This is a genomic window from Acidobacteriaceae bacterium (genome assembly GCA_028283655.1).
Lineage (GTDB): Bacteria > Acidobacteriota > Terriglobia > Terriglobales > Acidobacteriaceae > Granulicella.
Genome location: JAPWKE010000003.1, coordinates 1,314,547 through 1,338,039, shown reverse-complemented (window position 1 = coordinate 1,338,039; position 23,493 = coordinate 1,314,547). Strand labels below are relative to the sequence as shown.

Below are 23,493 nucleotides of genomic sequence, written 5' to 3'. Positions count from 1 at the left end.
CTCAGGGAAGCGTGTGGGGCTTGAGCGAACCTCAAGCTCCACATCTCATTCGATCGCGTACCTTGTAGCTGGAGACAGAATGCCTGCGAATCGCTTCAATGGGTTTACCGATTACGGTGTGGGGATTGGTTTACGTGTGCCGCACTATGAGCACATCCTGTCGCAAAAGCCAGTGGTGGACTGGTTTGAAATCATCTCGGAAAATTACATGGTCGATGGTGGCGCGCCACTGAAGGTGCTTGACCAGATCCTCGATCAATATCGCGTGGTGCAGCATGGCGTGTCGATGTACTTTGGCTCCGCGCAGCCACTGAATCGCGAGCATTTGAAGCGCTTAAAGGAACTCACGAAGCGGACGAAGACGCCGTGGGTTTCAGACCATCTCTGCTGGGGCAGCGTGGATGGACGCTATACGCATGATCTGTTGCCGCTGCCGTATACGTTTGAAGCGGTCCGCAATACGGCAGAGCGTATTCGCCAGGTACAGGACTATCTCGAGATTCCAGTCGCCGTAGAAAACGTCAGCAGTTATGCGGAGTTTCATGAGTCGCAGATGACGGAGTGGGAGTTTCTCAACGAAGTAGTCCACGCTGCGGATTGTGGCATTTTGCTGGACGTAAACAACATCTATGTTTCGTCGCAAAACCACAGCTTCGACCCGATGGAGTACGTAAATAGCGTTGCCGCCGACCGTGTGGCGCAGATCCACGTTGCAGGGCATTCGAAGTTTGAAAAGTACACCCTGGATACGCATGATCATCCGGTTCTGGATCCTGTGTGGGAGATGTATGCGCGCACGCTGGAGCGTGTGGGCAATACCGCAACGCTGCTGGAGTGGGATGACAATATCCCCACCTTTGATGAAGTTCATAACGAGGCGCTGAAGGCAAATCGCTATCTGCAGAAGCCCGGATCGGCTAGAGAAACGATGTCTTCGGAGAAGCTCGCGGAGGTCCGCGCATGACCTTGCTCGAACTGCAGCGCCAGATGTGTGACGATGTGCGGCGGCCGCTTACGGCGGACTACCGTATGCAGCGGCAGACAGAGTCGGGACAATCCACCGCGGAGCACGTTGCGACGTATATCAAGCCGAATGATCGGTTGAGTTCGTTCGAGCGGCTGGAGATTTATAACCGACAGTACTGGTTCCGCGTCATCGACTCAGTGATGGAGGACTTTCCTGCGGTTGGTACGGTTCTGGGGAACAAGAAATTCGACGAGTTGGTGCTGGCGTTCCTGAAAGACACTCCTTCGACCTCGTATACGCTGCGTGATTTGAGTACGTATCTCCCCAGGTGGTTGGAGTCGCACCCGGAGTATGCGGGGAAGAAGCATGATTTGCTGCAGGATGTCGCGCGGCTGGAAGTTGCCTATATAGAGGCCTTCGATAGCGCAGCTCTGGACCCTTTGCTTGAGTCCGATTTCGCCCAGTTGAGCGCAGATTCGGGGTTTTCGCTTCAGCCACACCTGCATCTGCTCAGCCTGCAGTATCCGGTAGATGAGTTGGTACTGGCAGTGCATCAGAAGGAGCCGCCCTCGGAGGTTGCGAGCAATGCGGTTGTCGAACGCAAAGAGAAGACGCGAATGAAGCTGCCGCCGATGCGTCGTAAGGCTATCTATCTTGCGGTGCATCGTTATGATGGCTCAATTTATTACCGTCGCATTGAGCGTGAAGCGTTCTTGCTGCTCTCCTCGCTGCAGCAGAAGAAGACTCTGGGGGAAGCGATCGAGCTTGCGTTTGTGGACAGCAGGCTTTCAGAAGCGAAACAGGCTGCTGTGATTCAAGCTTGCTTTGCTCATGCTGCTCAACTCGGCTGGTTCTGCCGCGAGCGTTTCGACATGTCGACGCTGCAGTAGTTGTTCTCTAGTGAAGAGGTCCTATGAACCCACTGCGCTAGGCCGTGATTTGCGTGGCAAGGATCAACGCGTGCAGCAGTCGAATCATTGGCTGATCGTTTCGCGCTACAGCCAACTGCAGTACCTATAGGTCTCCCAAAGGTACGCCTTCGCCGGTGTCGAGAGCTGCATGAGGTGCATCTGCTCCCAAACTGTAAGAGGCGTCTGCAGGTTTGCCATTAAAGCAAAACGCCACCTCGAAAGGTGGCGCAACCATTGAATGTTTGAGTTGGTGGAGGCGGTGGGAGTCGAACCCACGTCCGAAACTACAGTCAGTAAAGAGCATTCATGCTTTTCCCAGTTCACATTTGTCTCGTAACTGACGCTAAAAATGGGCGAAGACGCGTCAGTCACCAGCCTGATCGATCTCATCCTTGGCGCTCAGGCGGGGCACCGCAGACCAGCCTACTGTGCGACGACCAGTACGGGCCCATAGGCAAAGCCCGAGTGATCGGCTACTTATTTAATTAAGCAGCGAGTGCGAATTGAGGTTCGGCACTTGTGTTTTTGTGAGCGATTACGGGTGTCCACACCCCGGCATGCCTCTTTACCGCAAGCAATCCCGTCGAAGCCGTGACGCCCCCACTTGGTGGAGCTGGCCCAACATTGCGTTGTGGCACTCAAAGAACTAACTCAATTATACGCCCGATCTTCGCCCCCGGTAGAACGACCACAGCGGCGCAACTCGCATCCAATCAACGCATGGCCGATCAACCGATCCAGAATGATCCACGTACTTACTTTGCCGCTGAACGAACGTTCCTCGCCTGGATCCGCACCGGTCTCGCGCTTATGGGAGGTGGCTTCGCCGTCGCACGCTTTGGACTCTTTCTGCGTGAGTTGAGTGCAACACCAGGGCATGCGGCGGTTCGTTCCACGGGAGTATCCGTCTGGTCGGGCGTGGCACTCGTCTTAATAGGCGTTCTGGTGACGATCTACTCGATCCTCGAGCACATGCGCATCATCCGCGAGTTGAAGAATGAGACATGGCAGCCCGGCCAGGTGTCGCGCAGCGCAGTGTTACTGGCTGTCTTGCTGACGCTGGCAGGCATCGGCATGGCCGCTTACCTCACACTTATTCGCTGAATAGCAACGCTACATCTTGATGTGTTCGAGATCGACGGACTCCCACTCGCCGCGCTCAATCCCTGCACGAATCTGCGCTGCGGAGTGTCCCCGCTTCGTTTCGCGGTAGGTATAAACCGCTTCCTTCATGCACGTCGAGCACTCTGCTCCATGCAAGCCTTCAAAGCAGCTATGCAGGCTGTTGTGTCCCATGCCACGGTCGCAACGGCAGTAGCAGGGCTGCTGGAAGAGTACGTTTGGCACCTTCGCGGCCATCTTGTACGCGGTGACCTGGTAGCTGTGCGAGAAGTACGGCCCCGTAAGCTGGGCCCCCGAGCGGATTGCAGGAAGCGGACTCGACGGAGGCAGCGCGTTATATGCAGGAATGTCTTTGCCGATGTCGGAGAACTGTGCCGACGCTGCCAGACTCACTACCATGACCGCTGCTATGCCGAGAAGCTTCTTCATAGCTTCCAGTGTAGCTGCCCTCAGCGCGGACGCACGAACCACACTCGAGTCGTCGGGTGCGCCAGGGGTGTGAAGACTCCACCCAACCCTCCCCAGTTCACCTGCGTTCCGTCAGGAACCAGTACGAAGTTTCGGTCCGTAAGCTCTTTCGCCAGCCAGCCCTCTTGTCCGCCCAGATAGATGTACTCTTCTTGCGGTTCAATCATCGTGTTCGGTTTGTCGATGGGGACAGGGAAGACGCCGTGGCGTCCGCCCCAAAGGTTCTGCTCCCCGCTATCGTCGCTCTCCATGCGGTGAATGGCCGCAAAGTCGATGGGGAAACGTAGCCCTGCTCGCACATTCGGTGAGGCATACCACCACAGCGGCATCACCATCAGCGAATCGCCGACGAGAAGCTTCTCTCCCGGAGCCATTGCCTGATCCACTTCGTTGCGCAGATGAAAAAATGCCTGCCTCTGATCGCGCAGCAGCATGGCGCAAGCTGCCGACCTGGCTAGAACCCATACCAGTAGAAACGCAGCCACACCCAGCACAACCTTGCGGCCAGCCACCTGGGAGAGCAGAAGAGCTCCAACGATCGCAAAGGCCGCACATACTGGGATTACGCAGCGCGCACTGATCATTCCTGCGCCACCATAGGCGATGGCAAATCCAAGGAACGGATAGAGCATCAGCACCCAAAGAGCAGCGCGAACCTCAGCGGGTATCGCAGAGCGTTGAACGCTGTTTGGCTTTTGGCGACGTCGCTTCCAAAGCCAAACTGCGGCCACTATAGCCACCGGCCAGAACAGCCCTTCCACCAGCACAAAGTAGCTTTCGGCGATCATTCCAGCCGCCGGCTTGTTCCACGCATGCGGGCCAAACTCTGCAATATTGCCGCGAATCAACGTCAGGTAGGGAAGAAGGGGGAGCGCACCAGCCAGAAGCGCCGCCCAAACACCCAAGCGAAGCCGCTTTTCCCGTCTTGTCCAAAGCAGCTCTCCTGCGGCTACGGGGAAAAACGCCATCACGCCGTAGTAGTTGCTGGAGAGGTCGCAGGCCAGCATCACCGCCAGGGCCACAAACCAGAACCCTTGGCGCTTGCCGTCCAGTGTTTTCACCCAGCAGGCGAGGGCTGCAATGGCAAACCCCATCAGCAAGCCGTATGAGCGGGCGTCATAGCTGTAATCGAAGCCGCGACTGGTCATCAGGGCGAGGCAGGCGGCGGCAGCCAGCAGCGGCCCAGCATATCGCCGAACGATCGACCAAACTCCGGCCAGAGCGAGTCCTACACCGAAAACCGAGGGAAGACGGATCGCAGTAGCCACCGAGCCAAACGCCTTGGTCGACCACCAGCTCAGCACGTGCATGAGCGGCGGATTGGGGTCGGCCCCGCTCTTCAGTGCAGCCCATATCCCGGTGAAGGAGCCCTGCTGGCCCACCCAGTAGGTCACGAACTCGTCGCCCCATAGAACTTTGAAGTGTCCTAGAGTCAGCGAGATGGATAAAAAGATGAAGGCAATTCCGAAGGCCAGAAGCCATCGTTCTCGTTTGCGTTCCACGTCGTTCGTGCCTGGCTGCATCTGCCTCAATCCTAGCGTAAACAAAAAAAGGCGGCATGAACGGTATTCTGTCCATGCCGGGAGGCCAGTGACGCAACTTGTGTCGAGCAATTCAACCTGCTCGAAAACTGTATCGCCTTAGCGATGATTTAAAGATACCACAAAATGGAGATGTGTCTAGAAAAATCTTCCACATCTCATAAATTTCTAGCGACTATCTACCAAATTTTTGATTCAGGGTCCTTGCAAGAGCAAAATCGGCTCCAGTAACCCCTCCAGAATCATGAGTTACCAGAGAAAGCATTACTTTGTTGTACCGGATAGCTATCTCTGGATGGTGTGCGGCGGCCTTGGCTTCTGCGGCTACGCCATTTACGAACTCCATCGCGGCTCGGAAGTCGGGAAAGAGCCACTCTTTGGTGAGTTTCCCGTTGTCCAATGCCCAGCCGGTCGTTGTTCCGAGTTCCTTCTCGACTTCTAGACTCGTCAGCTTTTCGCTCATCTCGCTTCACCCCGCCTTCCATAAATAGGATGCAGCTTGATTCGAGTCGTGATTGGAAAAGCTCAGCTCGGTTTTGCCGGACTTCAAGCCGCCGAAGCTGCACGAACGAGTTCGGCAGCATGGGTCTGGCGACCGACTTCCGCCCGAATAGCGGGCCAGGTGCTGCCAGGCATCGCCAGGAACTCATCCACTACGATGGGGTCGAACTGCGTTCCGCTACACCGCTCGATTTCGGCAATCGCGTCGCCAAAGCTCAGACCACGCCGGTACGGTCGGTCAGAGGTCATCGCGTCGAGCGTGTCGGCGACGGCAAAGATACGTGCTCCCAGGGGAATCTGTCTGCCTGAAAGGGCGCGAGGATAACCCGATCCGTCAAAGCGTTCCTGGTGGGCGTAGACGATCTCGGCAGCTTCTTCCAGAAATGGAATCTTGCGAACGATCCGGTAGCCCTGTTCGCAGTGACCCTGCATCACGATCATCTCTTCTTCGGTCAGCTTGCCCGGCTTCAGCAGGATGGAGTCCGGGATCGCAATCTTGCCAATATCGTGCAGAAACGCTCCGCGAGCGATTGTTTTCAGGTCGTGGGGGACGAGCCGCATCTGCTTCGCGAGCGCCACTGTATAGGCCATGACCCGCTTGGAGTGGCCCTCCGTCTCTTCGTCGCGCATGTCCAGCGCATCGCCCATGGCTTCAATCGTGACGTCGTACGAGAGTTCGAGATCGGCCATAATCTCCCGCAGCTTGCCCGTGCGTTCGCTCACCAGAGACTCCAGATTGCGAACATACCGGACGGTCTCCCGCCGCATCTCGCCCTGGAGCAACGCTCCGGCAACGGCGTTTTGCAGAGCCACTCCGCACAGCGGCTTCAGAACAACATCTGCGGCTCCTCGACGAAACGCCTGGACCGCGAGTTGCGGAGTTCCGCTTGTCAGCATCAGAACAACGCCGACGTCGGAGTGTAGGCGCGAGACCTGATCGAGGAGGGCAAAGCCGCTGGCCCCAGCCGGAAGTAAAACGTCGCTGACGACGATCTTGCAGCCCGGATGTAGCTCCAGGTACACCAGCGCTTCGGCTGCAGTCGAGGCAGAGGCGACCTCGTAGCCATACTCCCGCAGCATTCGCATGGAGCGCATGCGCGCCCCGGCCTCTGTTTCCACGAGCAGAAGATGTTCGCGATTTGTCTCCGTTTGCGCCATGCCGATGGTTGCCCTTGCGGCGCACACCTTCCAGCGGTACTGCGCCAGAGGTGCTGCCAGACACCTTATCGGCTGCATAGAATCAGCAGTTACGGTGTCGCTTACGCGGACACTATGGCTTACTTCTTGCGGTCGCCGAGCTTCTTCCTGCGTTCCGCAGCCCAGCCATCTTTCACCACCTGCCGACTGCGTCCCAGCGCCAGTGAGCCTGCCGGAACGTCTTCGGTGATGCAGGAAGCCGCAGCGATGTACGCTCCCTCGCCCAGTGTCAGCGGCGCGACCAGCGTGGAATCGGAGCCGACAAAGACACCGTCGCCGATCGTCGTCACGGTCTTGTTGACGCCGTCGTAGTTACAGGTAATGACGCCTGCACCGACGTTTACGCCCGCACCGATCACTGCATCGCCAAGGTACGAAAGATGGTTCGCCTTCGAGCCCTTGCCAAGCTTGGTCTTCTTCGTCTCGACAAAGTTGCCGACATGGGCCGCCTCGCCAATCTCGCTGCCCGGGCGCAGATGAGCATACGGCCCTAGCAGCGCTCCATCGCCGACCACGGCATCTTCCAGGATGCAGCCGTTGCGCAGCAGAACGTTGTCGCCCAGGGTGGAGTCCTTCACCACGCTGTAGGAGCGGATCCTGCACTCGGTGCCGACTCGGGTCGTGCCCAGCAACTGAACAAACGGTTCGATCACGGTATCGGGAGCAACTTCTACACCGGCGTCGATCACGCACGTCTCCGGACGGAAGATCGTCACACCCTGAGCCATCAGCCTGCGAGCCGTAGCTAGTCGCATCGCTGCGTCCAGGTGCATCATCTCTGCAATGGTGTTCGCTCCCAGAACTTCGTCGATGCTGTCGGCGACGGTCGCGACAACCTTCTCCCCATCGGCGACGAGCAGTGCGGCAACGTCGGTCAGGTAGAACTCGCCGCTGGCATTGTTGTTCGAAAGCTGGTCGAGTTTTGCAAAGAGCTTCGCTGTCTGAAAGCAATAAATGCCGGAGTTGATCTCTGGCGAACCAGCGTCTCCTTTCGGCAGATCCTTCTGCTCGACGATGCCTGTTACGTCTACCGCACCCGCCGCAGCGCGGTTTACGCGACCATAGCCAAACGGACTTTCTGGGATCGCTGTGAGGATCGTCATCGCAGCACTATGCTCCGCGTGGAAAGCAGCAAAACGCTCCAGCGTCTCAGGACGAATCAGCGGAACATCGCCCGAAAGCACCATGATGTTCTCCGGCATGGGAGCGCCGCCGGTGGCAAACCACGCCTTCACCATCTGCAATGCATGACCTGTACCGCGCTGCTCGGTCTGCTCGACGAACTGTACTCCGGTAGCCTCGACAGCGGTTTTTACCCGCAAGGCTTCGTGGCCCACGATGCATAGGATCTCGTTGGACGGAGCGACGGTCTCTGCCGCCGCGATCACATGCAACAGCAGGGAACGGCCACCGATCTCATGCAGCACCTTCGGCCGGCGTGACTTCAGCCGAGTCCCTTTGCCCGCCGCCATAATTGCTACGCCCCATCTGTTCCGTGCCATCTGTCTGTGTCCTTTCACGCGCGGCTGATCGCCACAATCTCTGCGCCGAAGCGCTCTACCTTTTCGCGATCCAAACCATGCAGTCCGCGTAGCGACTCCAGCGACTGAGGCCTCGTTTCTACGATGCTTCGCAGAGCCGTGTCGCTCACGATAAAGAACGACGGCAGCCCCGCATCGCGTGCGCGCTCCATGCGCCATTCTCGCAGTTTCGTCTCCATCACCTTCTGCTCTGGAGTCAACTCTACGGCTTTCACCGTCGCAGTTTCGCGAATCTGTTGCCGAACGGCGGCTACTGTCTTTGGCTGGGTAGCCTGTGCATTTGGAGCCGCAGTGGCCGCCACTTTATTCACCACAGGTGCCGCAGCTTTGCGTTCGGCTGGCTTGGCTGGGGCAGGACTTTTCGCCGCACTTGTCGCGATTGGACCTTCGCCACGAATCGCAGCCAATACCCCTGCGCCAAAGCGGTCGACCTTTGCTTGGCCCATGCCATTGATCTGAAGTAACTCCGAAAGTGACTTGGGCTTTGCTACGGCAAGTCCGCGCAGTACGCTGTCGGTCAGGATCATGAAGGCAGGTGTGTTGGTTGGCTTGGCTTCAGCGGTTCTCCACGCTCTCAACCGCTCAAAGGTCGCGGTGCTCTCGGCATCCATGGGAGCATCGTCGTTCACGGCTGCTCGTTTCGGCGCACTTGTTCGTGAGCTACTGGAACTCTTCCGCTTCGTTGCGCCACCGGTCCCGCTCCCGCCACGAATCCACACTGTCTCCAGCGCCCGATCATCTGGCTCACGGCCTTCGTGCGTGATGGTGGCCTTGCGGTAGGTCACGTCCTTGCCGTCCGGTGTTCGGAAGGTGTCGTTCGCCAGCGTAATCAGACCTGCGCGAGCAAGCCCTTCCAACAGCGTGTCGAACTCTTTGCGATCACTCGTAATCTTCAGCTCGGTAAAGAGCTTGCCTGTCGAGGTGCTCCGATCGCTCAGCGCATCGAGAATCATTAGCAGCAGGCGCTTCTCGTCACTCGTTGGGGTTCGTGCTCCATGTCCGCTTCCGCCGGCAGGGTTGCAGATGTCGCACATGCCGCAGCTCTTTGTCCGGTCCCCCTGGTCGCCAAAGTGCTCGACCAGCATCCTCATGCGACATTGCGTGGACTCGGCAAACGCAATCATGCGGTCGATCTGCGAACGTCGGCTGGCGACCTGCAACTCGTAGTTCTTCTGCCAGGCTCCGCCTTCCATCTCTTCGCCCGCATCGCGCACATTGCCTTCGATGTCCATGAGCGCGAGCCCTGAAGCCAGCAGCTTTTCGATCGACCGATCCAGCGTCTCGCGGTCCATCGTGGCCTTTTGTTTACGCAGGACGTTGTGCAGTGTATCGATCGGAGTGAACTCGGGTGGAAGGATGCGAGCGACGCGCTCGAGATCGTTCGTCGGCGGATAGTTGCGTTCGAGGAAAAACTCCTGCAGCTTGCGGTCCGCGAAGCCATGCAGCAGCACCGTGCGTGAGCGGTTGCCGTCGCGTCCAGCGCGGCCAATCTCCTGGTAGTAGGCTTCGACCGACCCTGGTAGCGCCACATGAATCACCGTTCGCACATCGGCTTTGTCCACGCCCATGCCAAACGCTACGGTAGCGACCACAACATCCAGCTTGCCCGAGAGAAACGCTCGTTGCACGCGTTCTCGCGTAGCTGCGTCCAGCCCTGCGTGGTATGGCGCGACAGGGAAGTGCCGCCCCAGTTTGTCGGCGAGTTCTTCCGCCTGCTTGCGCGATCCCGCGTAAACGATCGCTGGCCGCGCCGCGTCATCCTTCAGCAGTTTTGCGGCAAACTCTGAGCGCTCCGGCTTGGACATCTCTAGCACTTCGATCGCGAGATTGTCGCGGCGGAAACCTGTGATGAAGATTGCAGGCGCCTGAAGATCGAGTTGTACTGCGATGTCGCGCTGCACGCTAGGCGTTGCCGTTGCGGTCAAAGCCACAATCGGAGCCGGGCGCAACGCTGGCAGCCACTGCCCCAGCGTTCGATAATCCGGGCGGAAATCATGCCCCCACTGCGAAATACAGTGCGCTTCGTCGATAGCGATTAGTCCAGGCTTGCGCTTGGCCAGCATCTCCGGAAATCCCGGTACGCGCATGCGCTCCGGGGCAATGAACAGGAAGTCCAACTCCCCGGCAAGGTAATCCCTGCAAGACTGCCGTGACTCTTCACGCGAACGTCCTGAGTGAATTCTTGCGACACGCAGCCCAAGCTGTTCAAGCTTCGTCGCCTGGTCATCCATCAGAGCAATGAGCGGTGAAATGACGAGCGCCGTCGCTCCTCGCGCCAAGGCTGGAAGCTGGTAGCAAAGACTCTTGCCTGCACCGGTAGGCATGACCAGCAGTACATCGCGCCCGCTCGCTGCGGCTTCACATACAACCTGCTGATGCGGTCGAAACTCGCGATGTCCGAAGACTTCGTGAAGCAGTTCACCGAGGTCGCGATGTGGAGAGGCAGAAGGCATGAGAACCTCGCCTAGTTTCGCATAATCTTCACTGTGGCTTCTTCTGCGGAGGGCTTTAGGCGTTGTTCGAGCGTACCTCTCTGGCTTCCTGGGCAAACGCCTTGCAGAGTGCAGGAAAACCCTTGAATTACAGGAGAAATCGCGGTATCATAAACTGTTGCGTCTTCCTCCATGGAGGCGCCTGAGCAGAAAGGATTTACATGGCAAAGCGCCGCGGTAACCCTAACTGGGGCAAGCCCGAGCCCATTGGCCCGGTTGTCCCGACCATCACCTCCTTTGAACAGGTTGTGAAGGAGTACAAGCTGACCCCGGATCAGTACATCCGTTCCACCCGCCTTCGCGAGTGGGCTCGCCGTAACAAGAACTCGAAGTACATCCCCGAGGCGCTTCTCGAAGCGTGGGGCTTTGAGATCGAGTCGACTCTCTAGTCACTCTTAAAAAGACATATCCCGGAAACGGCGCGGCCAATCAGCCTCGCCGTTTCCTTTTGCACCGTACACGCCGACCTGCTCATCCATAAGAAGAAGGAAAGCGGTACTGAGGTTTTTGCATGAGCGAGCAGGAAGTCGGATTCTCTACGGTTGAAGAAGCACTCGCGGACTTTCGCGCGGGGAAGATGATCGTCGTGGTCGACGATGAGGATCGTGAAAACGAAGGCGACCTGACGATTGCCGCAGAGTTCACCACGCCCGAAGTCATCAACTTTATGGCGAAGTTTGGCCGTGGTTTGATCTGTCTCACACTCACCGAAGAACGCGCCGATGCCATGCGTCTAGGACCGATGGCGCAGGACAACACCTCGCGCTTCGGAACCGCGTTTACCGAGTCCATTGAAGCTCGCGAAGGTGTGACCACCGGGATCTCCGCTGCGGACCGCGCTCACACGATTCAGGTGGCGATTGCACCTGGCAGCACGGCACAGGACCTTGCACGTCCCGGCCACGTCTTTCCTCTTCGCGCCCGCAAGGGCGGCGTTCTTGTCCGCGCAGGACAAACCGAAGCTTCGGTGGATCTTGCGCGCATGGCAGGCTGCATTCCTGCGGGCGTCATCTGCGAAATCATGAACGATGACGGTTCGATGGCTCGCGTTCCCGACCTCAAGCACTTCTGTGCCGAGCACGACCTCAAGCTACTGACTGTCGCCGACCTCATCCGCTATCGGATGCAGCATGAGCGTTACGTCCATCGCGTTGGCGAGTCCATGCTCCCGACGCAGCACGGCGAGTTCCGTACGATCGCCTACGAGACGGAAGCCAGCCTGAGCAGCGCCTCCGAAAGCGAGTCGCATCTGGCGCTTGTCTACGGCGATCTTGAAACCCAGACCGACGAGCCTGTGCTCGTTCGCGTTCACACGCATTGCGTCACAGGTTCTGTCTTTGGCTCGACGCTCTGCAACTGCCGAGAAACGGTCGACCGTAGCCTGGAAGCTATCGTGGCCGCCGGCCGCGGTGCTCTGATCTATCTGCACAACGGCCAGCCGGGATACACGGTGGATCACGCTGCTCAGCGCCTTGGGTTCCACCGTATTGACGCTGCACGCGAGAAGTCGAACGCAACTCCGACGAACCGCATTCTGCGTCAGACAGGGCTGGGCGGCCAGATTCTCTCCGACCTCGGCATCCGCCGCATCCGCCTGCTCTCGAATCACCCGGCGCACGTTCCGGCGCTGCACGGTTTTGGCATCGAGCTCGTCGAGCAGGTGCCGATCCCCACAGCGGTTACTGCACGGTAAGGTTCAGCGTCACGCTGCTGCTGATCGTTGTGCCGCTGGTGGAACTGGCCGTCACTTTGTACGCATAGGTTCCCGTTGGCGTGTAGCGCAGGTTGTTGTTGCCTGTGGAGCCGCTTCCGCCTCCGCAACCACTGACGAAGATCAACGCCGCAATCGCACATGCCATGGCCCAGCCAACGAGCTTGCGATTGCGGCGTCGCAGCAGCATCAGCGGCAGCCCCGCAAGCAGAACCCCGGTCGCGGCAATCATGCGGCTGGCCTGAGAGGTGACGGTCGTGATCGTCACCTGCACGCTCTGGGCGTTGCTCCCGTTCAGTGTCACCAGCGTGGGAGACATCGAGCAGCCCGCGTAGACCGCTGTTGTTACCGGCACGCACGTCAGCGCCACTTGCCCGGCGTATCCATTCAACGGCGTCAGCGTAAGACCATAGACCGCGGGGAAGCCTGTCTGCACCGCCACGCTGGCACTGTTGCCACCACCACTTGTCGTCAAGGAGAAGCTCCCAGCAGCCACGCCTGTTCCTGTTAGCGGAACCGTAATAGGTGAGTTCGGATCACTGCTCACTATGACCAGCGAGGCTGCCTCAGCCCCTGTACTGGAAGGCGTGTAGGCAAGCGTAAGGGTGCATCCCTGGTTCGCTGCGAGCTGTGTTACAGAGCAGGGAACAATGACCGCAAAGTCTGCGGCGTTGGCTCCACTCAGGCTCGTCGCGATGCCTGTCACCGTGGCGTTGCCACTGTTCAGCAGAGTGAGCGAGAGCTGAGCGGAAGCTCCAACGGCGATCGAGCCGAACTGCAACGCAGCGGGCGTGGCGGTCAGCTTGGCCTGCGCGCCTACTCCGGTAAGAGCAACCGTTAACGGAAGTTGGGTAGCATTCGTGGCGAGGTCCAATGTGCCCGTGCGCGTGCCCGCAAGAGTCGGAGCAAAGGTGACGGTCAGTGTGCAGTTGGAACCTGCAGCCAGTGTCGAGCCATCGGCAGGGCATGTCCCTCGCGCAGTTGTGTAATCGCCGCTTGCGGTGACACCTGTAAACGTCACCGGTGTCGCTGCGGTGTTGGTGACCATCACGCTCAGCGGATTGGTTGCGCCAACGTTCACTGTGCCGAAGTCCAGAGCAGATGGCGAGAGTGTAAGCGGAGAAGGCGTCGAGGTCGCCAGCAGGCTGATGAACTCCAGCGCCGTGGAGGCATCGGAGTGAATCTCCAGCGTGCCCGTTCGCACCGTGGCGGTCGAGAGTGTGCTCGGAGAGAAGCTCGCCGTAAGGCTGCAACTCGCGCCGCTGGCAATGGTTGTGCAGTCCGTGGTCGCGCTGAAGTCCGTTGCGGCCAGCAATGACAACACATGTAGTATCGCGTTGCCGGTATTCGTCAACGTCACCGTTTGCGATGCCGACATGTTGCCCACAGTGGTATTTGCAAACGTCAGTGAACTCTGGCTCAGGCTGTAGCTGGCCAGCACGGAACCTGACGCTGGAGAGCTTGAGACAGCAGGGACCGCCTGACCGGTCAACGACAGTGTGTACGGCGAGTCCTTCGCGTCGCTCTCGACCGTCAGCGTTCCGGCTTGCGTGAGAGGAGTTCCTGCGGTGGATAGTTCATAGACCGGAGCGTACGTCAGCGTGACCGCGCAGGACGCATTCACTGCGAGCGCCGCTCCGCATGTCGTCGAAGCCGCAAACGGAGGCAGGCTCGTTACTCGCCGTATCGTCAGGGAAGAGGCGCCCGTGTTCGTCAGTGTTAATGTCTGTTGCTTACTTTGCCCGGAACTCACTTGCCCAAAACTCAACGCAGCGTTCGGTACAAGTGCGGAACCCGTCACCTGTAGCGCTCCGCTACCGGTTCCGTACCCCAGCAGATACGTCAGGGCCTGGACCGTGGGCGCCCCATCGGTGGGCGTTCCCGTCGCGTAGACACTTCCGGTGGCTTCACCTGCAACGCCTGGCAGAAAGCTCGCTGAAAAGACGCAGCTTGCTCCAGCGGTCAGCGTTGCGCAGGACGAGGGCGTGCTGAGTGGAAACTGCCTCGGCGTGGACAGGCTGACGTTCATCGTCTTTGCGGAGAAGTTGTATACCGTGAACTGCCGCGTCAGCCCAAGCGAGTCCACCGCTTCTGCACCAAAGTTTGCCGTGTCGGGCAAAATCGTCAGTCCACTTGCGACCGCTGCATAGTTTCCGTTCAGGGCAACGTAGTAGCTCGTCGTTGCGCTCTGTCCATTGGTCGTTGTGGTGATGGGAAGCACCAGCGTTCCACTCGTCGGTCCCGACTGCGGGGTGAAGGTGACGGCAAGGGTGCACAGAGAACCCGGCGCCACGATGTTGCAGCTACTCGTGGTTGCAAACGCCGTGCTAGAAACCGTTGGCGTTCCAACCGAGATCGCGGAGATGCCGGTATTGCTCAGTGTCACGGTTTGCTGTGTCGATGCTGAGCCTGGAATATCGTTGAAGTTCAACACCGCTGGGTTCAGCGCCACGCCAGCGCTTGCGCTGCCATATCCGGTCAGCGTTGCACTGGCGGTGCCGATGTCGGTGACCACCGTCAGCGACCCTGTTTGCTGTCCAACAGCCGAAGGCACAAACGTCACGCTCAAATAGCAGGCAGAGGTTGAAGCCAGTGTTCCCGTGCAGTTGTTCGCTCCATTCGCCGTCGTGGCGGACAGCACAAAGTCTCCCGTCACCGACACACTCTGGATGCTGGCTGTAGCGTTATTCTGCAGCAGGTTAGCGACCGTAAATGTGACAGGAGCCGACGAGCTTCCCGTCGCGACTGTGCCAAACTCCTGCTCCACCGGCGAGAGAATCAGGCCTGCTACCGGCAGTGCCACAGCACTCAGAGAAACGCTGTAGGTGCTGCCCCCGGCTGTTGAAGTGAAGCTCAATAACCCGCTCGCCGTGCCAGCGGTTCCGGTGGCAAACTGAACTCCAACCCAGCAACTGGTGCAGGCTGCTGTCGTGCTCTGCACAAACGCCGAAGCCGCCAGCGTCGGATGCCCGGTGCCTGTATCGTTGGCGAAGACCACGCCAAAGCCTGCTCCGCTCACTGTCGCGGTCAACGAGCTATAGGCTTGCTGTACTTTGTACCAGGCCACCACTGGTTCTCCGACATAGGTGGTGCCTACGTTGAGATTGCCGTTGTTCGTTGGCAGCAAAGCCGTTGCTGTTCCGCTTAGCGTGACATAGACAGGCGCAAATCCACTGCCGCCTGTAATCGCCAACAGCCCTTGCCGTACTCCCGGAGCCTCTGGAGCAAAGCCTACAACCAGCGTGCAGGACCCGCCTCCGCTCAACGTTGCGGGGCAGTTGTTGATGAAGGGGAACTCCGTGCTTGCAGACACGGCCAGAGCCATCGTTCCTGTGCCCGCGTTCTTCAGCGTCACTGTCTGCTTCGTTCCGGAAATACCCGTTACGGCTACAGCAGTGGCGAACGTAATTGCGGTAGGGGAAACGCTGAGGTTCGGGTTCGCAGTGCTTCCTGTAACGGTCGCTGGTTGCAGCGTCGTGCCTGTGAGCAGTACGGAAACACCATCTACCGTAATGGTCAGCGAATCCTTCGATGGCGCAGACGATGACTCGTATCCGATCGTCATCCGGCAGAGGCTATGCGCCGCTAAGGTCGTGGGACACTCATCTGTCAGCATGAAGGCAGTCCCTGCGGCCAACACAACCGGCGTATGCGTCACCGGTGCTTCTGAGTTGTTCGACACGAACAGATAGCGCGGCAGGCGAAGCGCACTTGCGCCGGAAAACTGTGTGCCAAAGTCGATTGTGGTCGCCGAAATATTCAGCGCAGCGGCTTCCGCGAAGCCCGTCAGCAAGACATCGCGTGCTCCCACCAGCCACGTCCGTTTGACGATGCCGTCGTTGCTGGCCGTGGTCGAAGGCGTAAGCATGAGCGTAATGTGGCAGGTTGCATTCGCAGCTAGCGTGTACTTGCCCGTTGCGCCTCCATAGGCACAGTCCGTCGTCGTTTGCGTGAAGGTGTAGGTCGTCGTCAAAGTGCCGTCAGCTGCAGATGAGAAGGTGACGGGGCTCGCTGTCAGATTGGTCACGGTCAAGGTTCGCGCCACTGGCGTTGAGGACGTCACCACGCCAAAGTCCATCTCATAGCTGCTCAGCGCCAGCGCATCGGGCGTCAGAGTATTTGCCGCCAGCGTTGCTGTAGCTGTCACAGCGTTGGCTGCTGAGACGCTCAACGACCCTGGCCCGCTTCCCGTCAACGCCACGGAGCACTGTGCTCCGACCTCAAGCGTGCTCGCGCAGTTCGTGGTGTTGGTGAAACCACTTACGGCAATCGCAATCCCCGTGGCCGCAGATGTCCCGAGGTTTCTGATCGTCACATTGGGGATGTCGTCAGCAGAAATTGACAGCGCTGCGGCTGAAGCTGTGATGCTTGCCTCTGCCAGAAGCCCCGCTGTTCCGCTACAGCGTCCGCTCGTGCAGACCGTTACGGCATCGCGCATGCCCGATGAAAGAAATGCTGTCGGAGCCGCGACAAGAGGCACATCAAAACGCTCCGTCTTCACCAGCGACGCGTCGATCGACGTCGTCAGCGTGAACGGAATGGCTACGACAGAAGCACTCGCTGCTGGTGCTCCGGGTGCTGTCGACAGGCTGGCATAGGACGCGTTGTCAGCCTGCAAGCCGCCTACTCGCAACGTCTGGTCCACTGCACCACTGGAGATGACATGCTCGGCAAAGCCCTCCCCCAGCGACAGCAGAGGCGAACTGCTGCCCGGCAGTAAGGGAACCGCCAGCGTTCCAGCAATCCATGCGCTTCCGTTGGCTCCCACCGACGCGTACGACGTGTTTGCAGGAGCCAGTACGGTCTCTGAACTCACAGATTGGCCGTCCAGCGCCAGGCGCAGTAACACCTGGTAGGTCGTATTGACCAAAGGCATGGGTGCCACCGAGACAGGGAACTGGCCGAGCGTGATGTTTCCGCTCGCCAGCAATGTTGACGTGCCTGCATCGATCGCAAGGCTCGTTAGCCCACCGCCCGCAACAAACGTGGAGAACACAAAGCCATCGCCTGCCGGAGTCAGCTTGCTTAGAAAGCCCGAGGGAGTCGCGAAGATGGCAGGCTCAAGTGCGGACACCGTGGGATAGCCGCTTGCGTTCGTTGAGCCCGCGATATAAGTATTGTCGTTAGCATCTGCAGCAATCGCCGCAGGGCTCGTATCTCCGCCCGCGCCGGTCAGGTAGGTGGAGTAGACCAACGTCGCGCCATCTGCAGAAAAGCGTTCGACGAAGCCGTTGCCGCTCGTCCCGCTCGCAGGCACCTGCTGAATGCCGGCAGAGGTCACCGGGAACGTTGCGTTGTAGGTAATGCCCGTGACGAACACAGCATCGGCTGTCGCCGCGACGCCTGTGGCAGAGGTTCTTCCCGAGCCCAGAAACGTCAGGAAGACGAGCTTCAGGTTTGCATCGAACTTCGCCAGAAAGGAGTTCGTCGACGTATCTGCCCGTGCGGGAAAAGGTACGCTGCCTGTTCCGCTCAATACCGCGGAGGAGGATGTCCCAACGACGTACACATTCCCGGAAGGATCCACCGCCATGGCGATCCCCACGTCACCCGTTGCTCCGCTTTGCACCTGCGTGATCGTCGTCGTGGCCCTGGCATCGGTCTTGGCCAACCTCAGGCCGTCGCCTTGGTTGATCAGCAGCACGAGATTGCTATCGGGCAGGAACGCCGCAGCTTTGAACGATCCTTTGCCGTTCGCAGCCAGCAGGCCCTGAGTTAACAAAGTCTGCGTAGCGTTTACGGACTGAGCTTCAGCCCTCGCGTGGAAGGAGAGAGCTGCGGCAAGCAGGCAAAGGCAAGCGATAAGTTTCTTCATAGTGGCAAGGGCTGCGGTAAAGCTCTGAGTGCAGCCTGTCCTCAATACCAATGGAAGATCGGGTATTCGTACTGTCTGATTCTGGGATTACGGTGTCCGAACAGAGTACATCGTTCCGATTTGGGCGCAATCAGAAAGTTTTATGCCTCTGTAGTTCAAGCTTTTTGCGGAGGTGCCGAGAGCAGCTCGCCCCAACCGGAACCCTGCATATCGGCCACAAACTGCTCGTGGCTGCTGTAGCGAACGGCTTTCATGCCTGCCTCTCGTGCCGCGGCGATGTTCTCCTCGCGGTCATCGACGAACAGCACAGCCTCCGCCGGCACACCCAGCCCTTCCGCTGCATGACGATAGATCGCCAATTCCGGCTTTGCCATTCGCAACCTGTGCGAAAACGTGTGGTGTGTGAAACCGCGCATCCACGGCCAGCGTGCCATCACACCAAGCTCCATCGCATCGCCAATGTTGGAGAGAATCCCCGTCTTCCATCCGCCGTGCTGCAGGGCGACGGCCCAGTCGATCATCTCCTGATTTGGTTGCGTCCACAGCATCGTATCGGCGTCCAGAAGCTCCCGGACCTCGGCCTCTTCTCCAAGCTCTTTAGCCACCGCCTCCCAGTAACCTTCGCCGGTCAACTCGCCGCGATCATAGGCATCGCGAAACTTCCAGTACGCCGCATGAAAGCGCTCTTCACTCGCAACACCGAGCAGCCGTTTCATCTCTGCCCACGCCTTCGGATCGGGAGGACCGCTCAACACCATACCGTAATCAAACAACACCGCTTGAATCTCACTCATATCTCGCCGATTTTACCCATCATGGCTGCCATTACGATAAAGTTGTGAGCTTTTCCAACCGCACCGCCTGGGAATTAGAAGAGAACGACTTCGCCATCGCTGTTCGCGCATACCGCGCGGCTGGGGGGGCGATCATCGACCTCACCGCCTCCAATCCCACCCGCTGCGGCTTCCGTTACGCCGAAGCCTTGCTGGCTCCGCTCGCCGATCCTGCCGCTGCCGCCTATGAACCGGCCGCCTTCGGTATGGAGCACTCCCGCCAGGCGGTCGCGGGATACTACCGTGAGCTCGGCTGCAAGCTGTTCCCTGAGAGCATCTGCCTAACCACCAGCACCAGCGAGGCCTACAGCTTCCTCTTTCGCCTGCTCTGCGACCCCGGCGATGACGTCCTCATCGCGCGCCCCAGCTATCCGCTTTTTGAGTACATCGCACGTCTCGATGGCGTGGTGCTGCAGGAGTATCCGCTGCACTACGACCCCGCCAGCGAGGAGTGGTGGATCGACTTCGACGCTCTTCGCGCAGCGATCACCCCACGCACGCGAGCCATCATCGTCGTCCATCCCAACAACCCCACCGGAAGCTATGTGCATCTGCGTGAGCGTCAGGAACTTCTTGCGCTCTGCGCAGAACGCAAGCTCGCTCTCATCGCGGATGAAGTCTTCCTCGACTACGCTCTCGAAGAACGGGAAGACTCCTTTGCCGCAGCGGAATCTCCCGCACTCACTTTCACGCTGAGCGGCCTGAGCAAGGTCTGTGGCCTGCCGCAGATGAAGGCTTCGTGGATCGTCACAACGGGGCCTGCCGAGCTTGTTCGTGAAGCTCTCGCACGCCTAGAAATCATCGCCGACACGTTCCTGTCGATGAGCGCTCCCGTGCAGTTTGCCCTGACGCGCTGGCTGCCGGAGCGCGCTCTTCTTCAGCAGCAAATCAAAGAGCGAATGGAGAGCAATCTCGCCGCCCTGAAAGATCGCCTTCGTGGCACTCACTCGTCCATGCTTCGTGTTGAAGGTGGCTGGACGGTCATTCTGCAAGTGCCTCGCGAAGTCGACTATCAAGCCTTTGCCTTCGCTTCTCTGCAGAACGGAGTCCTCGTTCAGCCGGGAGATTTCTACAGCATGGGCCCTGCACGCATCGTCCTCAGCCTGCTGACGCCGCCGGATGATTGGCAACGAGGGCTGGCTCTATTGCCTTTGAGCAGCGAATAACGCAGCTAGAGTTTCAGCAGGCCTCCGCCGCCGATCAGATACGGATTTGTCGCTTTTTCACGAGCAATCGTCGTTTCTTCGCCATGCCCTGGGACGACGACCGTCTCACCCGGCAAGGGAAGCAACTGCTCCTGAATGCTCGCAATCAACTGCCCGCCGTTTCCACCCGGAAGGTCCGTGCGCCCGACGCTTCCGGCAAACAGAGTGTCTCCCGCAATCAGCAGTTTTTCTTCCGGCACCCACACGCACAAACTGCCTTGCGTGTGTCCCGGTGTTTGCAGAATCGTGGCTGCGATCCCGCGCACCCCGACGGCATCTCCCTGCTCGGGGGAGTGATCCGGGGGCTGCACATTCGGCTCCGGCATCCCGAGCCAGGCGGCCTGGGCAGGCATCATCGCCACCAGCGGCAGATCGTTCTGGTTGTAGACCACGGGCGCGCCGGTCAACTGCTTCAGCGTCTCCGCACTGGCGATGTGGTCGATGTGAGCATGGGTCACCACTATCTGCTTCACCGTCAGCTCATGCTTGGCCAGCACGGCGAGAATCCGTGGGATTTCATCGCCAGGATCAATCACCATGGCTTCATGCGATTGCTCATCGCCCAGCACGGTGCAGTTGCAGCCAAGCAGTCCTACCGGAAACGTCTCTCGAATCATCTAGCCTCTCCCACAAACAGGAAAGCGCGAGCCGAAGCCCGCGCTTTCCTTGAATCAAACCCGTTCGTTACTTCTTCGCCGGCGTTGTCTGCGAGCTGGGTGCATCGTGCAGTACGCTCTTGCTCGAACCTGCACGCGACATGAAGATCGTCAGGCCGATCGAGGTCAACATGAAGATAATCGCCGACCAGGTCGTCAGGCGGGTCAGCACGTTGGCTGCGCCACGGGGACCAAACGCTGTCTGCGAACCCTGTCCACCAAACGCCGAAGCCACATCGCCAGACTTGCTCTGCTGCAGCAGAACAACACCGACCAGAAACAGACAAACAGTAACGTGCAGGATAAGAAGAGCTGTAACCATCGGAAAGCTGGGCTGCCTTTGCATTGCTCGCTGCGTGTTGAGACGTCGAGCAGGGAAGTCGTAGTGAGTGGAGCTTTCACTCCTCGCACAATCCTTCTTATTCTAGCTGAAAAATATTCAGAGCATGGTGGAACGCCCAAAGGAACCTGCGAGGGAACACTCTTCCGGGAAAAGAAAACGCCAGCCGCTAGGGCTGGCGTTTCTCAATCTTGGTGCGGAGGAGGGGACTTGAACCCCTACGGTTTTACCCGCTAGCACCTCAAGCTAGTGCGTCTGCCAATTTCGCCACCTCCGCATGAGTACCCTGACAACACGCGCATAAGCGGCGAAGCAGGAGTGACGAACAACTCACTCAGTATAGCAGAGCTTTGCCGTGGAACAATAGCGAGCATGAAGACCTTGATTCTCGCGGCTTTTCTTGCGGTTAACCCCTTTGTTTCGGATCAATCTTCCACAGCCCTGGTCTCGTCGAACGCGCAGGCTCCGGCAGGCAAGTGGGGCATCGTGATGCACGGGGGCGCGGGCGTTATCGAGCGCTCGTCCATGACGCCTGAACGCGAGCGGGCCTACCGCGCCGGGCTCGATACGGCCATTCATGCTGCGGCGAAGGTCCTGGACGCGGATGGCTCTGCCGTCGACGCGGTGGAAGCGGGGCTCAGGGTGCTTGAGGACAACCCGCTCTTCAATGCCGGGCGCGGAGCTGTCTTTACAGCCGATGGAAAGAACTCGCTGGATGCCTCCATTATGGACGGTCGCACGCTCTCTGCGGGCGCAGTCGCGAGCCTTTCCACCACGCGCCATCCGATAACGGCGGCCAAGACGGTGATGCTTGATTCACCGCACGTCTTTCTTGCCGGTCCCGAGGCTGACGCCTTCGCGGCGTCGAAGGGACTGGAGCAGGTTCCCCCGTCGTTCTTCTTCACGGAGCAGCGCTGGCAGGGGCTTATCCGCACGCTGAACAAGATGAATCTGCCGATTCCTCCGCGCCCCGCAGGTGTGCCGCCAGTCCCCACCAAACCTCTGGCGGAGCTGGAAACGCCGGACATCCATAAGTGGGGGACGACGGGGATGGTGGTTCGCGATCGCCACGGCAACGTCGCTGCGGGAACCACGACCGGTGGCACGCAGGCGAAGCGCTGGGGACGCATCGGCGACTCTCCCATCATTGGTGCGGGAACGTACGCTTCGAACCAGTCCTGTGCTGTCTCCGCCACGGGAACGGGCGAGTACTTCATCCGTCTCACGGTGGCTCGCACGATCTGCGCGTTGGTGCAGTACAAGGGGATGAAGCTGGCTGACGCGGCCAACGAAGTGATCCATCACGAAGTCACCGACCTGAAGGGCGATGGCGGTGTGATCGCGCTGACGCCTGACGGGCAGATGACGTGGAGCTTCAATACGCCGGGAATGTTTCGCGCACGCCTTGTCGAAGGCGGAACGCCTGTCTTCGGTATCTACAACGACGAACCCTAAAACTTAGAAGTGGTTGAGCAGTTCGGCGAAGCCGCCAAGCTCTAACAGTCTGCGCCCTGCGGCGGGCTGCTCAATCGACTCATGCTCTAACACCCACGTGAAGTCATGCGGCACGAAAACCGCGTTCAACCCTGCGGCCAAGGACGAGTTCACGTCAGACTTGGGCGAGTTCCCAATCATCCAGGTGCAGGCTGCATCGCATCCATGCTTGCTAATCAGGTGTCGATAGGCCTCTTCGTGCTTTTCGGCCAGCACTTCCACGGCGGTGAAGCTGGGGGCAAGTCCTGAACGTTGCAGCTTGTCGGTTTGCTCGTGCAGGTCACCCTTGGTTACGACGATCAGCGTATGCCGTTGTGACAACTCTGCCAGCGTTGCAGCGACACCTGGCAGCAACTCAATCTCCTGCTCGGCGATAGAGTTCACGAACGATACGATACGCTCGTGCTTTTCCGGCGTTGCCGGGGATGATGTCAACTGCTCGAAGCAGTTGACCAGCGAGCGACGAAAGCTCTTCAAGCCGTACCCGTGTTCAGCAATCGTGGCCTGCTCGCACAGGTTCAGATGCTCGCGGACCTCTTCGCTGGTGTGAACGCTGTGATCGAGATAGGAGATGAACGCGGCGATCGAGCGTTCAAAGTACACGCTGTTCTCCCACAGCGTGTCGTCAGCATCGAAGAACAGCGTCTGCCGCCCAAGCGTTGGGGTCGCATTCTGCTTTACATAGACCATCACTTTCAT

The 23,493-nt window shown here is 59.1% G+C and carries 18 protein-coding genes, 1 tRNA gene and 1 other RNA gene; 7 read left to right on the top strand and 13 right to left on the bottom strand.

The genetic code is table 11. The features are described from left to right. Positions 1-79: 79 nt before the first annotated feature. Positions 80-964, top strand: a complete 885-nt coding sequence (locus tag PW792_08475; GenBank protein MDE1161966.1) for a DUF692 domain-containing protein — start codon at positions 80-82, stop codon at positions 962-964. Continuing rightward, positions 961-1,857: a putative DNA-binding domain-containing protein gene (locus tag PW792_08470; protein ID MDE1161965.1), complete on the top strand. Its 897-nt coding sequence runs from the start codon at positions 961-963 to the stop codon at positions 1,855-1,857. Before PW792_08475 ends, PW792_08470 begins: the two co-directional genes overlap by 4 nt. A gap of 269 nt (positions 1,858-2,126) precedes the next feature. Here the strand turns inward: PW792_08470 and ssrA are convergent. Next, positions 2,127-2,480, bottom strand: a transfer-messenger RNA (tmRNA) gene (gene ssrA / locus PW792_08465). Positions 2,481-2,598: 118 nt separating this feature from the next. On the opposite strand from ssrA, the gene PW792_08460 reads away from it, so the two are divergent. Then, on the top strand, positions 2,599-2,982 hold the full coding sequence (locus tag PW792_08460) for a DUF202 domain-containing protein (GenBank protein ID MDE1161964.1): 384 nt from the start codon (positions 2,599-2,601) through the stop codon (positions 2,980-2,982). A 9-nt stretch (positions 2,983-2,991) separates the two neighbouring features. Here PW792_08460 and PW792_08455 read toward each other — a convergent pair whose 3' ends face one another. From PW792_08455 to PW792_08430, 6 genes are all read right to left on the bottom strand, one after another. Further along, positions 2,992-3,429, bottom strand: a complete 438-nt coding sequence (locus PW792_08455) for a CYCXC family (seleno)protein (GenBank protein MDE1161963.1) — start codon at positions 3,427-3,429, stop codon at positions 2,992-2,994. Between the two features lie 20 nt (positions 3,430-3,449). After that, the gene (locus PW792_08450; protein ID MDE1161962.1) at positions 3,450-4,991 is read right to left on the bottom strand and encodes a glycosyltransferase family 39 protein; all 1,542 of its coding nucleotides are present in this window, start codon (positions 4,989-4,991) and stop codon (positions 3,450-3,452) included. A gap of 193 nt (positions 4,992-5,184) precedes the next feature. Further along, entirely contained in the window at positions 5,185-5,472 is a 288-nt protein-coding gene (locus PW792_08445; GenBank protein ID MDE1161961.1) for a 4a-hydroxytetrahydrobiopterin dehydratase, read from the bottom strand. 83 nt (positions 5,473-5,555) lie between these two features. After that, positions 5,556-6,746: an HD domain-containing protein gene (locus PW792_08440; protein ID MDE1161960.1), complete on the bottom strand. Its 1,191-nt coding sequence runs from the start codon at positions 6,744-6,746 to the stop codon at positions 5,556-5,558. A gap of 41 nt (positions 6,747-6,787) precedes the next feature. Further along, a complete protein-coding gene (gene glmU / locus PW792_08435) occupies positions 6,788-8,209 on the bottom strand; it encodes a bifunctional UDP-N-acetylglucosamine diphosphorylase/glucosamine-1-phosphate N-acetyltransferase GlmU (protein MDE1161959.1) in 1,422 nt (473 codons plus the stop codon). 14 nt (positions 8,210-8,223) lie between these two features. Continuing rightward, positions 8,224-10,701 (bottom strand): RecQ family ATP-dependent DNA helicase, encoded by a 2,478-nt coding sequence (locus PW792_08430; protein ID MDE1161958.1) that lies wholly within the window; start codon positions 10,699-10,701, stop codon positions 8,224-8,226. Positions 10,702-10,901: 200 nt separating this feature from the next. Here PW792_08430 and PW792_08425 point away from each other — a divergent pair, with 200 nt between their 5' ends. Then, positions 10,902-11,129 (top strand): hypothetical protein, encoded by a 228-nt coding sequence (locus PW792_08425; GenBank protein ID MDE1161957.1) that lies wholly within the window; start codon positions 10,902-10,904, stop codon positions 11,127-11,129. 122 nt (positions 11,130-11,251) lie between these two features. Further along, positions 11,252-12,433, top strand: coding sequence for a 3,4-dihydroxy-2-butanone-4-phosphate synthase (ribB, locus tag PW792_08420; GenBank protein MDE1161956.1), 1,182 nt, complete (start codon positions 11,252-11,254; stop codon positions 12,431-12,433). On the opposite strand, the gene PW792_08415 is transcribed toward ribB, so the two are convergent. Then, positions 12,420-18,266 carry a choice-of-anchor D domain-containing protein gene (locus PW792_08415; protein MDE1161955.1) on the bottom strand — a complete coding sequence of 1,949 codons (5,847 nt, stop codon included), beginning with the start codon at positions 18,264-18,266 and terminating at the stop codon, positions 12,420-12,422. The two genes, ribB and PW792_08415, sit on opposite strands and share 14 nt — an antisense overlap. Before the next feature lie 155 nt (positions 18,267-18,421). Continuing rightward, positions 18,422-19,060, bottom strand: a complete 639-nt coding sequence (locus PW792_08410) for an HAD family phosphatase (GenBank protein ID MDE1161954.1) — start codon at positions 19,058-19,060, stop codon at positions 18,422-18,424. 44 nt (positions 19,061-19,104) lie between these two features. Here PW792_08410 and PW792_08405 point away from each other — a divergent pair, with 44 nt between their 5' ends. After that, entirely contained in the window at positions 19,105-20,265 is a 1,161-nt protein-coding gene (locus PW792_08405) for a pyridoxal phosphate-dependent aminotransferase (GenBank protein ID MDE1161953.1), read from the top strand. Between the two features lie 5 nt (positions 20,266-20,270). On the opposite strand, the gene PW792_08400 is transcribed toward PW792_08405, so the two are convergent. From PW792_08400 to PW792_08390, 3 genes are all read right to left on the bottom strand, one after another. Continuing rightward, positions 20,271-20,921, bottom strand: coding sequence for an MBL fold metallo-hydrolase (locus PW792_08400; GenBank protein ID MDE1161952.1), 651 nt, complete (start codon positions 20,919-20,921; stop codon positions 20,271-20,273). A gap of 67 nt (positions 20,922-20,988) precedes the next feature. Continuing rightward, complete coding sequence (secG, locus tag PW792_08395) at positions 20,989-21,282, bottom strand: preprotein translocase subunit SecG (GenBank protein MDE1161951.1); 294 nt, start codon at positions 21,280-21,282, stop codon at positions 20,989-20,991. Between the two features lie 210 nt (positions 21,283-21,492). Next, positions 21,493-21,577: transfer RNA gene (locus PW792_08390), tRNA-Leu, on the bottom strand. Between the two features lie 95 nt (positions 21,578-21,672). Between PW792_08390 and PW792_08385 the strand changes: the two genes are divergently transcribed. After that, positions 21,673-22,755 (top strand): isoaspartyl peptidase/L-asparaginase, encoded by a 1,083-nt coding sequence (locus PW792_08385; GenBank protein ID MDE1161950.1) that lies wholly within the window; start codon positions 21,673-21,675, stop codon positions 22,753-22,755. 3 nt (positions 22,756-22,758) lie between these two features. Here PW792_08385 and PW792_08380 read toward each other — a convergent pair whose 3' ends face one another. Continuing rightward, the gene (locus PW792_08380; protein ID MDE1161949.1) at positions 22,759-23,493 is read right to left on the bottom strand and encodes an HAD family hydrolase; all 735 of its coding nucleotides are present in this window, start codon (positions 23,491-23,493) and stop codon (positions 22,759-22,761) included.

Excerpts from the sequence above, each read along its gene's own strand:
- PW792_08475 (MDE1161966.1), top strand. The coding sequence starts at position 80 with ATGCCTGCGAATCGCTTCAATGGGTTTACCGATTACGGTGTGGGGATT.
- PW792_08470 (MDE1161965.1), top strand. The coding sequence starts at position 961 with ATGACCTTGCTCGAACTGCAGCGCCAGATGTGTGACGATGTGCGGCGG.
- PW792_08460 (MDE1161964.1), top strand. The coding sequence starts at position 2,599 with ATGGCCGATCAACCGATCCAGAATGATCCACGTACTTACTTTGCCGCT.
- PW792_08455 (MDE1161963.1), bottom strand. The coding sequence starts at position 3,429 with ATGAAGAAGCTTCTCGGCATAGCAGCGGTCATGGTAGTGAGTCTGGCA.
- PW792_08450 (MDE1161962.1), bottom strand. The coding sequence starts at position 4,991 with ATGCAGCCAGGCACGAACGACGTGGAACGCAAACGAGAACGATGGCTT.
- PW792_08445 (MDE1161961.1), bottom strand. The coding sequence starts at position 5,472 with ATGAGCGAAAAGCTGACGAGTCTAGAAGTCGAGAAGGAACTCGGAACA.
- PW792_08440 (MDE1161960.1), bottom strand. The coding sequence starts at position 6,746 with ATGCAGCCGATAAGGTGTCTGGCAGCACCTCTGGCGCAGTACCGCTGG.
- glmU (MDE1161959.1), bottom strand. The coding sequence starts at position 8,209 with ATGGCACGGAACAGATGGGGCGTAGCAATTATGGCGGCGGGCAAAGGG.
- PW792_08430 (MDE1161958.1), bottom strand. The coding sequence starts at position 10,701 with ATGCCTTCTGCCTCTCCACATCGCGACCTCGGTGAACTGCTTCACGAA.
- PW792_08425 (MDE1161957.1), top strand. The coding sequence starts at position 10,902 with ATGGCAAAGCGCCGCGGTAACCCTAACTGGGGCAAGCCCGAGCCCATT.
- ribB (MDE1161956.1), top strand. The coding sequence starts at position 11,252 with ATGAGCGAGCAGGAAGTCGGATTCTCTACGGTTGAAGAAGCACTCGCG.
- PW792_08415 (MDE1161955.1), bottom strand. The coding sequence starts at position 18,266 with ATGAAGAAACTTATCGCTTGCCTTTGCCTGCTTGCCGCAGCTCTCTCC.
- PW792_08410 (MDE1161954.1), bottom strand. The coding sequence starts at position 19,060 with ATGAGTGAGATTCAAGCGGTGTTGTTTGATTACGGTATGGTGTTGAGC.
- PW792_08400 (MDE1161952.1), bottom strand. The coding sequence starts at position 20,921 with ATGATTCGAGAGACGTTTCCGGTAGGACTGCTTGGCTGCAACTGCACC.
- secG (MDE1161951.1), bottom strand. The coding sequence starts at position 21,282 with ATGGTTACAGCTCTTCTTATCCTGCACGTTACTGTTTGTCTGTTTCTG.
- PW792_08385 (MDE1161950.1), top strand. The coding sequence starts at position 21,673 with ATGAAGACCTTGATTCTCGCGGCTTTTCTTGCGGTTAACCCCTTTGTT.
- PW792_08380 (MDE1161949.1), bottom strand. The coding sequence starts at position 23,493 with ATGAAAGTGATGGTCTATGTAAAGCAGAATGCGACCCCAACGCTTGGG.